Source organism: Ruegeria sp. D4 (genome assembly GCF_056534475.1).
In genome coordinates, this window is record NZ_JBQFPJ010000010.1 from 1 (window position 1) to 12,106 (window position 12,106).

Genomic DNA, 12,106 nt, shown 5'->3' on the forward strand with positions numbered 1-12,106 from the left:
CAACGCATCTTCATCCGAATACCGCTTCCGAGCCATCCATCATCCCTTCCGTGACACCAAAATAGTGGCACAGTTTTACGGGGCTAAGACAGGGTCGCATATGAACCACTGAACCGGTTTGTCTTGCGGTTACACCAAAGTGTCTTCAAAGACATCTGACATGTTAAGGTTTGCTAAGGTTTGCAAAGGTTGTGTAACGAAGAGCTGGGAAAGATCGCTCATCGGTCTCTTCGCAGCCGCTCATACCGATGATGACGAAATGTTCCGGCAGCTCGTGGCAGCGGGGACAAATGTCACCGCGAGGGACTCGCAAGGCCGCACACCAGCCCATGTGGCAGCCTTTGCTTCAGAGGACGAGGCATTGCGTGCGCTAGGCGAGAAGCGCGCCGATATGAATGCGCTTGACGGTCAGGCCAGCGACTTGGTCACGATTGCGGCCGTTCCATCAGTGAGCAGGGTTGCTCGATGGTGAGCGGTACCTCGTTCAGTGGGCACCGTTGAAAGCTGGCGCCGGAGCGGCTGGTTGGTCAGGATCGGTAGCCGAGTTCGCAAAGGCGCCGCGCGCGGCCAATATGGTGTCCAGACAGATCACGCCGTTAGCAAAAAGACAGTTTCGTCAGTGGGTGCTGGAACTGAAAGAACAAGAGAAACAGGTGGTCGCGTTTGAACCGTGTGGTTAGAAAACTGTGTGATCTGATGAAAAGGAGCGAGGCGGGTTTCAGTGGTTTTCCCGTCTTTCTTTTTCATTATGAACACACCAATGGCAGCAAGTAACGATGATCGGGCTGCAACACTGATCGAATCCCTCTCCGGCAAGTGGTTGAGGCAAGTCTGTTCAACGACGCCGATCTGTCTGATCGCATCCAGGCAGGTCATACCTGGCGCCATCAACACCTCAACCTGCTGCAACTTCAAGGTAATCTCTTCGGGCTTCAACCGCTGGTTTGCCGTTCTTGGTCCTCCGTATTCTAAACATAGCGGTGGACCAGTTCAGTTGCGGAGGCTTATACCCACTGTGCCAAAGGGCCTGACACCCAGCTGGAGGTTACAACACTTTTCTCATTCAGTTTGGTCCTCAGAACGGCCACCAAAGTGCTCACTCGCAAGTGCCTTAAAACCCATGATGAACTTGCTCTGAAGATCTCTGTGATACGCAAGTACAACGTTTAGGGGACGCAGGGTTTCGACCAACTGCAGCGCTTTTATCGTGCCTCCGCTATATGTCGTCGTCGACTCGGGCAGCATTATCAAAAACGAAAATCCGAACTCCTCAGCTACGGCACTGCGCACGGTTTCAAGAGAATTCGACGCATAGGCTATGTCTGGATAGAGGGCCGCCTCTCTCAGCAAATCTTCGAAATAGGTCCGGCTGCCTGGCCCGTCGAACATGACATATGGAATATCGCGCAAGTCAGATAGTCGAACCTCTTCATTTTGTGCCAGCGGATGGTTCGAAGAAATAATAACTTTCGGCTGCAAAGCGGCCAGTCTGACGATCTCCAGCCCATCCAGTGACCAGCCCCTGTCGTATGTCAGAGCCAGATCAATCTCTCCGTTTCGCAGCGCATCACCAAGTTCAGCCAGACCATACTCTTGTTGAAACACCCGGACATCCGGATAAGTGTGTTGGAATTTTCGAATGAGCGTCGGAAGGAAAAAGGGTGAAAGGGTCCGAAATGCGCCCAGCCGAAGTTCGCCCGCCGTTTCCGAAAGCAGTGCCTTTGCCTGAGTGCCGACACGTTCAGCCTGCGCTTCAAGTTCCTTGACATGTTCCAGAAACAGGCGCCCCTGAAGCGTGAGCGACAAGCCCCGAGCATGGTGGCGATTGAACAGGACCAACCCGGTGACATCTTCAAGCTTTTGTATCGCCTGCGCGACCGAAGGCTGCGAAATGTTCAGCACACGCGCGGCCTGTGCAATGCCGCCGTATTCGGCGACGGTTCGAAAATAGGTGCATTGGCGCAAAGTGAAGTGAACCATATTTTACCTTCTTAAAGGCCATCTTTTTTAAGTTTTTATATTTTTCAGTTCGAGTGCAACATGAAATCGTCCGAGGATGACAGGCTGTCTTAGCCTGCAAATCGGGGTCACCGCATGATTGAGGAGCCACCCATGTCGTTAGACCAGGCAGTTACTGAATTGTTGAATGCCGCTCATCGGCCGATGGAAGACGCGGTTGCCATGCCTCCTTCTGTCTACACAAGTCAGGATTTCCTGCGCAGTGAGTTGGACAATGTTTTTGGCAAGGACTGGGTCTGCGTTGGACGTTCCAGCCGATTGGCAAATCCCGGTGACTACATTGCCCTTGAAGTCGCGGAACAACCCATCGTCGTGCTTCGGGGCAAGTCCGAAGAGCTGAAAGCGTTTTCGAATGTTTGTTTGCACCGCATGTCGACGATCGTGGAAGGCGAAGGGAACGCCCGCGTTCTGGTCTGCCCGTATCATGCCTGGACCTACGATCTGGAAGGCAACCTGCGCGGCGCACCGTTCATGAAAGAGACGACGGGTTTTTGCAAAGAAAGCTACAAGCTCCCCAAAATCCGCTGCGAGGAATGGCTGGGCTGGATTTACGTGACCCTGAACCCGGATTCAGCCCCGGTGGCCCAGCAACTGTCCGAACTGGAAGAGATGGTGTCCCAGTACGGAATGGAGAACTATGTCGAGTGCTTCCGCGAGACCCATGTCTGGGACACGAACTGGAAGGTTCTGGCAGAGAACTTCATGGAGAGCTACCACCTGCCTGTGTGTCACGCCCAGACAGTTGGGGGCCATTCCAAACTGGAGGAGATGGATTGCCCGCCTGGGCTGAAGCACTTCAATTATCACTGGATCACCAAAGAGGCGTCGCTGCCGATGGGCAACGCCCATCCGGACAACACGCGCCTTGAGGGCGATTGGCGCAAGACCACCGCTCTGCTGACGCTTTACCCAAGTCACCTGATTACTCTGACGCCGGGATACTTCTGGTATCTTTCGTTGCACCCAAAAGGCACGGGCCAGGTCTCGATTGTCTATGGCGGCGGTTTGTCACCCGAATTCATGGCGGACCCGAAGGCGGATGAATATATCGCGACACTGAAGAAGCTGCTGGATGACGTGAATGACGAAGACCGCGGCTGTACGGAAAAAGTGTTCAAGGGTCTGAACTCCGGCGCGGCGCGGGCCGGACATCTCTCTTACCTCGAACGACCGATCTACGACTTCACGCAGTATCTGGCCGAGAAGACGGCCGGGTTCAACCGCGTCTTCGGACAGGAGGCCGCGCAGTAAAATGCAAATGGTTCGAAAGCAGCGGGTTGCTGAGATGGTGGGAATGCTCCATCAGGTCGCGGCCCTGCCAGAGTCGCAAGCGCAGTGCTTGCCCGGATGGTTTTACACGGATCCCGAGTTCTTTGATTTCGAGGTGAAAACATTCCTGAGCAAGGAGTGGCATTGCCTTGGCCGTGCCGACGAAATCCCAAGTGCCGGGGACTACTTTACAGCGCAGCTTTTCGACGAACCCCTGCTGGTCGTTCGCGGGGATGACGAGCAAGTCAGAATCTTGTCGAACCTGTGCCGCCATCGGGGCATGCCGATTGCCGAAGGGTCTGGTTCAACCCGTAAGTTTGTCTGCAGCTACCATGCGTGGAGCTATGCGCGAGACGGTGAGCTTTTGAACGCGCCGCGCATGCGAGACAAAGGCGTCAAAAAGGGCAGTTGCGCCTTACCGGAATTTCGCTGTGAGCAGTGGAACGGCTTTGTCTATGTCAATCTGGACGATGATGCAGAGCCGCTGGCGCCGCGCCTTGAGCAACTGGAAGTTCTGCTTGGCAACTATCAGACGGACAGGATGCGCCATGTTGCAACGTTTGAAGAAGACTGGCACACGAACTGGAAGTGCCTTGTCGAGAATTTCATGGAAGCGTACCACCTCTCGGTCGTGCATCCGGAAACGCTGCATCCCTACACGCCGACGGGTTTAAGCCGAAAGGCCTTATCCGACGACACGTTCACGGCTTATTGTGCCAACTACCCATCAAGCGCAGAATCCCGTGGCTTGGGCGCGCCAGGGCTGAGCGATGACGAACGCCGCCGCTCAACCTTGTTCAATGTCTTCCCCGCTCAGGTGGCCAGCCAGGCCGCGACATTGCTAGTTTCTTTGTCCATCAAACCTTTGTCCGTGGATTGCATCCGGGTGCGATGGACGATGTCGACCTATGGCGACGAGCTGACCCAGGATGAGTTGGAAGAACGCATCAAGTTATGGCACGAGGTAAATCGCGAGGATCGCGAGAAGCTGGAGAAAATGCAATCGGCGCTCAGTTCGCGCCACGCGCCGTCCGGCCATCTCGCGCCAAGCGACTATGAAGGAACCATATGGGATTTTTACCGTTACCTGTCGCGACAATTCCCTGCATGATAAAAAATGGAGGCCAGTGGATATACCTGTGTCTTTCAACATATCTCGGAACCTGTCGTCGTCGTGGTGGCGATCTCCGAGCAAACGGTCCACATTTGGTGGGCAACTGATCAGGACCCGAGCACCGATTTGATCGCTGATCTGCCCCGTCGGCAACGAACAGGTTGAGCGGGCGCCTATGGCTGTCGCAAATGGCATCAAGCTTGGTATTCAAGCCGCCTTTGGTTCTCCCGATCCGGCGACTAACCTTTATTGCGCGACCATGCTCGTCGCGGCGCGGAGTGACCTGAGATACTTGCGCAGGCTCAGCTGAACGCATGATGTTCGTCTGTTCCTATCGATCTTGACGGCCTTCTCTTTGCTGTGCTCGGCGGCAAGAACGGCCATCCTCCGGGCGAAAACACCGTCTTGTTCCAATGCTTCCACCGGCTGCAATGGGTCTTTTGCAGACCGTCGGATTCCGGATCGTCCCGCCATCCCAAACCGCCGCCATTGATGAAGATAATCTCGGCAAACACGCTTTTGGCATCTACCCGAGGCTTGCCCTGTGACTTCCGGAAATAAGGAGCGAGCTTGGCCATCTGCTCAATGGTCAGCCAATTCAGGTCGCTCATGTCGCGGCTCGGTTTTCGAACCGTGAACCTCCCATCGCAGGAAAAAATACATCCTGACCCTGGTGAGCCATTGCCCTGTTTGCCATCGGGATAATGGTTTCCGACGCAGGCGGGAAGTAGCCCACAGCACCTGAGTGGTTCCGATCCGTGTAATTTCACCCTTAACTGTAATCAATTTGCTGCTCTCACAGGAATTGTTGCCCGCATGCCAGGTAAACGGAAAGGCCAATATGGTTTTCTGGTCTTCGGGTTGAGGGTTTATCTGTCTGAAAGTTGAAATAATTACAGTAGCTTAACTTTCTTCGCGCGACTTTAGATCAGTACGCACTTTTGAAAGTGAACTATTTTACTTTCGCGAGGGCGATGTTCTGGCAGTGTTGTCGTGTGTGAATTTGTTAGTGTTGTGTGTAATCAGATGTACTTGGCCAAATTCGAAGAACAGTTCTGTATTGTCAGCGACATCCGCAAGGATGAGTTTTCCCGCAAGTTCCCTTTGCTCGACATGGGCGCGGTACACGCGCAGTGGAAGACAGGCTCGCGGCTGGTCACGCGGATTGGCGACATCTGGAAGCGAAGCGGAAAGGTTTTCTCCGTTCCATATGAAGGTATTGACGCGTATCCATCTTTTCAGTTTGCCGAAGATGGTACTCCGTTTCCGTTGATGGAAGATGTTTTGAAGGCGCTGCCCGTTGAAATGACCCCGTGGCAATGCGCGTTGTGGATGACCTCGCCCAAAAGTGAGCTGGGAGGCGAAGTTCCGGTCAGCTGTATTCAGTCTGGAGATGACCGTGTGGTCGACGTGGCAAGAAGTGCCACCGCAAACCGTCTCAACTAAACGACTGGCTTTCAGGACGTACGGTTAATTAGAGAACTACTTGCCAGGTTCGAATGTCATTCAAATTGCGGCAAGGCAGTTTGGTCAGCCTCAAAGTCACTCTGTCGCCCTTTTCGCCAAGCCGCGCCGCCAAGGCGGTTTCCGAAGCCTGTGAAGCCATAACCACGAAATCGGCACTTAATTCTAGACGGGCACTTCCAGATCAGTAGCCGTCAACGCATGAACCTCAGTGTTTTGGAAAATGAACTGCCAAGAGACCCCTCATTGCAAAAGTGGGATTTGCAGCAACAGGCGCCCTCCGTCGTTCCTTCGACAGACATCCCTGCACGCTAAAATTGTGGTAAGTTGGTCACGAGGACATTCTGGCAGGAGGTTTTCCGTTGAAACCGATATCGCTCCGTCTTGCAGTCACGTTCATGACAATTGCCGTCTCGGCAGGTTCGCTGCCTGATCGAGTTAATGCACTGTCATCGGATATCCCCGCCTGGTTGCAAAAGCATGTGGGCACGGGCGATGGCCAAATAGCTCCGATCGTCCTGAAAAGGGCGCGGGATTTGTATCAGGAAAAAGTGCGGCAGGGCGTGGTCAGAAACCCTTGCTACCTTGCAAAGGATGCAACCCGGCCCAGTACCGCGCGAAACGGCAATCCGGGACGTCGGTTTTATGTCATCTGCGAGTCTCGGAGATCTTTCCAGGCCGTCTCGTCCGGCTACGGGAATGGGCGCAAACTGCAACGCGCCAATTTCTCGAACGGTCGGCAATGCGCGAAGAATTTCAGCAACGCTGAGGGGTCGAAACTAACCGCTGGCGGATCCTACGTGACCGCCGAGACACGAACATCATTCAAAGGCTATTACAGTCATTCCGGTCAGACGAAACCGTTCTATCGGACGTTTCTTTTGTTTGATGGCGAAGGCGAAACGAGCAACGCACGGGAGCGCGCAATTGGCGGACATCCTGCCGTTTTCCTGAAGTGGCAATGCCGGTTCAAAAATCCGCAAAGCTCTCATGCGGATGATGACGGCTATGTCCCATACGGAAGGCTCGTGAACTATGCCGGGGGCCGCAGCAACGGGTGCACGACATGGTCGCAATCCGCCTCGAAAGAGATTCTGGCCCTGGTGGAAGGGAACCCGACAACCCTCTACATCTATCCGGAAGGCAAAGACATTAACGCCGTCGCAAAGGCGGTCAAAAAGGGCAAATCGTTATCTGGGGCGGGGGTTTACTGGAACGCCGCCTGTCTACAGGCAATCGGTGCTCCGAAGTTCTGGCCCAAGCGCAGCCTCCAACCCATCATAAACCAATGGAGGGATTCTTTGCCCAAGCAGCCTCCATTGGAGTTGCCGATCTGCAAGTAAGGCGGGCGGGACGAAGGCAACGATACATTGGTTTCGCGGGACAGCGCTGAAGTGCGCGATCCTTTCCCGTTTGTTCGATATGGTCCAGTTGGAGCAGGCTCGTCGCTTGACGCCATCCGGTCGGCATGGTCGCCCACTTTGGGCGACCATCACTTACCAATCGCTTTGCTGCGGCGGGAAGTGCGCCGGAGATCGGCGGCTACTCAACCGGCGACCAGTCCGGGCCGGGATCGTAGATGTTGATATCGGCAGTGGCATCGAGGGTCTCGGGGCCGAAATCGGCCTCGTAAACGATACCGTTTTCACCGACCATGAAGGAATGGATGCCTGTTTCTCCGTAATCCGAAGGCACTGCAAGCAAGGCATGTCCGGCCACGAAGCGATCCCCGACAAAGTACGAGTAGGCTCCGCCAGCCGCATTCGCCCCCTGTTCGTGAAGGATGGTGAAGTAATAGCCGAGGAATGGTTCCGCCTCATAGTCGGTCTCACCGTCGCTCCACCCCGAGGCGGCGGCTCGGGCAAGTGCCGCGCCGACAAAGCTGTCGTCTTCGGGCCAGAAAAGTCCGTTTCGCTCGCCCGGGTCGGAAATGATCGTCTGCGCAAATTCCATGACGCCGTCACCGTTGTGATCCATCAGCCGGAATGCCGCCTGTAGGTCGACATAAGCCTCCAGCAAATCAATCACTTCCAGCTCATTCAAGCCGATTTCCCGGGCCGAAAGTTCTTCGATCCCGGCCTCCAGGTCAAAACGCCAGCCGTCTTCCCCGCGCAGGATTGGAATCGGGAAAGGCCAACTTTCTTCACCCAGCAGAAGAACAACCCCATCATCCTCGGGCTGAAAGCGGTACCCTTCGGCGTACATGCCAAGAACTTCCTGCCTTCTTTGCTGGTCTTCTGCCGGATCTCCCGATCCGACCAAATCTTCGGCTTCAGGTCCGAAAATTTCAAGCAACTTACTCTGATCATTTGCTTTCAGAGCATCTGCGAACGCGTCCAGCGCGCTTTGCGGAGTATCAAACCGGGCGCCGTCAGAAAGCGCGACGCCTGCGGTCGCAGCGAGCAAAACAACTGAAAATACCGATATACGCATCTTACCGTCTCCGCTTGCCTTTGGCGGCGTGCCCTCGCTTGGACGCGCTGTGAGTTCTGCTTCCGGACGCCTTTTTCTTCATCGCTTGCCCCCTGGACGCACTGGGTTTGCGCTGCGCCGTTGCGGCCTTCTTCGCCTGCGGTTTTCTGGCTGTCTGCGGTTTTTGTGCGACAGGCCGTTTCGCCGCATCGGGTCGTTTGGTCCGATCAACGGCCTGTTGTTTTGCAGCGGCCTTGTCCCGGTCGACGTTGCCCCGGTTTATCTGCGGCAACGGTTTTTTCCCACCGCTCCGATTTGCCAGAGCACCACCGGCCACGGCCCCTGCACCTGCGCCAGCCGCAACGGCAGCCGCCGCACGGTCGCGGCTGATGTCCGCGGCGCCGGACTCGCGGCTCAGTTTTGACCGCAATTCATCCGTGCGACCCTCGGGGCGGTTGACCGGCAAATTGCCGCGACCCCCTTCTGGTCTTTTGTGATTGGCGATTTTGTCTCGGGCTTGCTGCTGACGGCCAGGATCGGGTTTCCATCCGATATCCGTGCGGTTGCCCAGATCAATGTTGTTGCCGATGTTGACGTTTCCTTCGACGTCAATGTCGATGTTCGGGTTTCTGTAAATCGGGCCACCGCCCCAGCCACCGCAGTTCCGGCACCCCCAATAGCCATACCAATCGTCGTCGTCGTCAAAAATCTCGTCGATCAGGGCGACGGTGCCAAATGTCAGCAGGGCCGCGCCTGCAACGTCCCCCACCGACGGTCCCGTATAGACGGTCTCAGGGTTATACTGCGGGACGTATACGGTTTCCGGCTCTGTCGGTGTAATGACAACCGTGTCTTCTTCCGTCACCTCGACAGTTTGCGCGGGCCCGGACACAAGCGCTCCGCTGTCAATCGCCTGGTCCCGCATGACTTGAACCGCATCCAGCACATCATCGGACTGCGCCAGCATGGCCGTTCCCACCGTCTCGGTCCAATCGACATGGGTGGCCATCTGACCGACGACTTCGGGAAACGCTGTCGCCAACACACTGACCGAAGGATCCCAGCCCATGGCTTCAATTTCCGGACCAAGCTCGGAGGCGTCTCGGTCGGCGTTGTCCAGCAAATACCGTTCGGCCTTCACGATCTCCAACGGCTGCGTCGCCGCGACCAAAATCTGTATCAGCAGCGTATCAGGATAAAGAGCGACCGGAGCGACCAGGGTCTGCAACTCAGCATCAGTCAGAAGATCGGACGAAGTGGCCGAGGCGTTTTCCGTCGCAGCAGCGTCATCAGATGCCTCTTGTGCGAACAAGGTCGTAGATGCGCAAATACCGAGCGCAAATATTAGATATCTAAACATATTGCGATCCTTCAATTTCTTGAAGGATCACCCAAGACCGCGATTCTGGCAACCGGGCGGTCTTACAGACATTTGTTGGAGGCGAAACCGTTGCTGGAGGCATCCCCGTGCGCCGGGCCCTGCGACCGAAAGAATAGGGAAAATGTCGCAAACTCAACGAGCAAACGTTTGGCAATTGCCCCTTTCGCGGCATTTCGGCGCAAATTCTACCGTGATCGCGCGGTGGGGTGACAGAACCGCTTTGGTTTCCCATTTGCCACCAACCACTTTGTCGGCGAGACAGGCCAATTGATGACCCCCGTGTATGCCTGCGCCAAGGTCTATTCCTGTATTGTTTTGTTCCGATTTGCGTAATAGGTTTCCGCCGAAATGATTTTGCAGCGGATATTATCGGTGTTCCTGGCAGCAATTCTGGTCTTATTGACCGGGTTCGCAAGTGTTGCCCACGACATGCCGCTGCATTGCAACGATGGACATTGTGACGAGGTTCAGTCTTTGGAGCGATCTCCGCACTTGGATCGTTTGTCGCCGACCGGCCATCACGAAACGGACGGCGCAGACCATGATGGATGCAATCCTTTCCTCTGCAACCTGATGTTACTTGCCTCCGAGACGTCGGATGCATCACCAGACCAGTTCGAACAGGTATTGAATTGGCAGGTAAGCGAACTTTCTGCGCTGCGTGAGCCGGAACATCCGGACAGACCACCTAACTTCTGAAACGGCACTTCGACGCTAGGTGTACGCGCCTGGTGTTTTTGCTTGGCCGCCGCTCAGCGCGGTCAATATTCTGTTTCATAAAGTCAGGAAGAACCATGAACCGAAAGTATCTCGTTATCGGAGCGTGTGCCGTGGCGGTCGCTGCTGCCTACATTATGCTGCGGCCCGGTACGTCCGAAATTGCCACTCCGTCGTCCCCTGTAGAAGGGGATGCCATGGTGGCCATTCAAATGCCCCCGATCGAGGGCAACGCTGCCATTGGACAGCGCTTCTTCGATGAGGCTTGCGCCGCGTGCCACGGCACCAATGCTGTCGGAATTGAAGGTGCCGGACCTCCACTGATCCATGTTATCTATGAACCCAGCCATCACGCCGACGAATCCTTTCAGCGCGCAGTTGCGACAGGTGTAAGAAGCCATCACTGGTCGTTCGGAGATATGCCGCCGGTCGAAGGCTTAACCCGTGGCGACGTTGCCATGGTTGTCGCCTATATCCGCGAAATCCAGCGCGCCAACGGAATTAACTGAGGAACACTCTATGAAGACGCTCACGATCCTTGCTCTGCTTGCCACGCTTGCCACGGTTGCGCTTGCGCATTCCCGCGTGGACACGACGACGCCAGAAAACGGCGCGACGATTGCGGAAGTCCCGTCTGAAATCAGTTTCAACTTTGCGGACGACATCCGTCTGACCCGAGTGGAGATGACCCATCAGGATATTCATTCGGTCCCACTCGACATTGGGAACCAGACCAGTTTTGATCGTCTCTTCACCCTCCCGCTTCAGGATATGGGGACAGGCGCCTATCGCATAGAATGGCGCGGTCTGGGCGTGGACGGCCATGCGATGCAGGGCGAGTTTTCCTTTACGGTTGACTGAGGATGCCGGACGTCTGGGGCATTGCTGCGATCCTGTCAAAACTCCTGCTGTATGTTGGCATTGCAGGATCCAGCGGGCTGGTGATCATGCGCGCCGCCTTTGCTGATCTCCTCTCGTCGCTGAGCGGCCGGATGCGCGTCCATACTGCGTTCTTGGCTGGGCTTGCGATAGTCGCGTCTGTCATTGGGTTCATGCTGCGCGGGGCCGCCCTAACCGGCGGCGCTGATGGGATGAGCGATCCCGAGATGCTGAGGCTTTTGTGGCAAACACCGGTCGGTGATGTTCTGGTCTATCGACTGGTCGGCGCGACCATGATCCTTGTCGGGTTGTTCGTGCCATTTGCCGGTCAATGGATATCCCTTGGTGGCGGTGTGCTGGCGCTGTGGTCGTTTGCACAGATTGGGCATGTGCCCGGCCTGGAACAAAGCGGCGTAAGGCTTCTGCTGCTTTTGCATTTGCTTTGCCTTGCGTTCTGGATCGGCATTCTTGGTCCGTTACGGCGCTTGTCGTTACAGCCCGAACGCTTGGACGAGGCAGCAGCGCTGGGGGATCGTTTCGGGCAAGCCGCCTCGGTCATTGTCCCTGCGTTGATTTTGGCGGGCTTGCTGATGTCCTGGCTTCTGTTGGGTGATCTTCGAAGCCTTTTTGTTTCGGGCTACGGGCAGGCGCTTCTCATCAAACTGGGGCTGGTGGCGTTGGTGCTTGTGATGGCAGCCGCCAACAAGTTTCGGTTTGTTCCCGCCATGCAGGCAGGTGATCACGACGCAGCGCGTCATTTGGCACGCTCCATCGAAATAGAAACTGCGGTCATACTGGTCGTGTTCGCGGCAACAGCTACCCTTACCAGCGTCCTGACCCTTCCGAATTGA

At 55.7% G+C, this 12,106-nt stretch carries 12 protein-coding genes and 2 pseudogenes; 9 read left to right on the forward strand and 5 right to left on the reverse strand.

What is annotated here, in order from left to right:
* The first annotated feature begins 160 nt into the window (after positions 1–160).
* Entirely contained in the window at positions 161–472 is a 312-nt protein-coding gene (locus ACR0MI_RS14075; RefSeq protein WP_480441412.1) for an ankyrin repeat domain-containing protein, read from the forward strand.
* Between the two features lie 116 nt (positions 473–588).
* Here the strand turns inward: ACR0MI_RS14075 and ACR0MI_RS14080 are convergent, their stop codons facing one another.
* Both ACR0MI_RS14080 and ACR0MI_RS14085 read right to left on the reverse strand, forming a co-directional pair.
* Positions 589–936 carry a hypothetical protein gene (locus tag ACR0MI_RS14080; protein WP_170817083.1) on the reverse strand — a complete coding sequence of 116 codons (348 nt, stop codon included), beginning with the start codon at positions 934–936 and terminating at the stop codon, positions 589–591.
* Between the two features lie 123 nt (positions 937–1,059).
* Positions 1,060–1,980, reverse strand: a complete 921-nt coding sequence (locus ACR0MI_RS14085) for a LysR substrate-binding domain-containing protein (protein ID WP_170817082.1) — start codon at positions 1,978–1,980, stop codon at positions 1,060–1,062.
* A 132-nt stretch (positions 1,981–2,112) separates the two neighbouring features.
* On the opposite strand from ACR0MI_RS14085, the gene ACR0MI_RS14090 reads away from it, so the two are divergent.
* Both ACR0MI_RS14090 and ACR0MI_RS14095 read left to right on the forward strand, forming a co-directional pair.
* Positions 2,113–3,270 carry an SRPBCC family protein gene (locus tag ACR0MI_RS14090; protein WP_170615146.1) on the forward strand — a complete coding sequence of 386 codons (1,158 nt, stop codon included), beginning with the start codon at positions 2,113–2,115 and terminating at the stop codon, positions 3,268–3,270.
* 43 nt (positions 3,271–3,313) lie between these two features.
* Positions 3,314–4,327: pseudogene (locus tag ACR0MI_RS14095) on the forward strand (aromatic ring-hydroxylating oxygenase subunit alpha); the annotation flags it as partial.
* On the opposite strand, the pseudogene ACR0MI_RS14100 reads toward ACR0MI_RS14095, so the two are convergent.
* Positions 4,241–5,013 (reverse strand): annotated as a pseudogene (locus ACR0MI_RS14100) (transposase). The pseudogenes ACR0MI_RS14095 and ACR0MI_RS14100 overlap by 87 nt on opposite strands.
* 415 nt (positions 5,014–5,428) lie before the next feature.
* Here ACR0MI_RS14100 and ACR0MI_RS14105 point away from each other — a divergent pair.
* Positions 5,429–5,848 (forward strand): hypothetical protein, encoded by a 420-nt coding sequence (locus ACR0MI_RS14105; protein WP_170615150.1) that lies wholly within the window; start codon positions 5,429–5,431, stop codon positions 5,846–5,848.
* A 416-nt stretch (positions 5,849–6,264) separates the two neighbouring features.
* Positions 6,265–7,209, forward strand: a complete 945-nt coding sequence (locus ACR0MI_RS14110) for a L,D-transpeptidase family protein (RefSeq protein ID WP_170615439.1) — start codon at positions 6,265–6,267, stop codon at positions 7,207–7,209.
* Between the two features lie 199 nt (positions 7,210–7,408).
* Here ACR0MI_RS14110 and ACR0MI_RS14115 read toward each other — a convergent pair whose 3' ends face one another.
* Both ACR0MI_RS14115 and ACR0MI_RS14120 read right to left on the reverse strand, forming a co-directional pair.
* A complete protein-coding gene (locus tag ACR0MI_RS14115) occupies positions 7,409–8,299 on the reverse strand; it encodes a DUF2950 family protein (RefSeq protein ID WP_170817081.1) in 891 nt (296 codons plus the stop codon).
* A 1-nt stretch (position 8,300) separates the two neighbouring features.
* Positions 8,301–9,638: a DUF3300 domain-containing protein gene (locus ACR0MI_RS14120; protein ID WP_170817080.1), complete on the reverse strand. Its 1,338-nt coding sequence runs from the start codon at positions 9,636–9,638 to the stop codon at positions 8,301–8,303.
* 369 nt (positions 9,639–10,007) lie between these two features.
* Here ACR0MI_RS14120 and ACR0MI_RS14125 point away from each other — a divergent pair, with 369 nt between their 5' ends.
* From ACR0MI_RS14125 to ACR0MI_RS14140, 4 genes are all read left to right on the forward strand, one after another.
* Complete coding sequence (locus ACR0MI_RS14125) at positions 10,008–10,358, forward strand: hypothetical protein (protein ID WP_170817079.1); 351 nt, start codon at positions 10,008–10,010, stop codon at positions 10,356–10,358.
* A 95-nt stretch (positions 10,359–10,453) separates the two neighbouring features.
* Positions 10,454–10,885, forward strand: coding sequence for a c-type cytochrome (locus ACR0MI_RS14130; RefSeq protein ID WP_170615158.1), 432 nt, complete (start codon positions 10,454–10,456; stop codon positions 10,883–10,885).
* Positions 10,886–10,895: 10 nt separating this feature from the next.
* Positions 10,896–11,237, forward strand: coding sequence for a copper resistance CopC family protein (locus ACR0MI_RS14135; RefSeq protein WP_170619694.1), 342 nt, complete (start codon positions 10,896–10,898; stop codon positions 11,235–11,237).
* Positions 11,238–11,239: 2 nt separating this feature from the next.
* The gene (locus tag ACR0MI_RS14140) at positions 11,240–12,106 is read left to right on the forward strand and encodes a CopD family protein (protein ID WP_170619695.1); all 867 of its coding nucleotides are present in this window, start codon (positions 11,240–11,242) and stop codon (positions 12,104–12,106) included.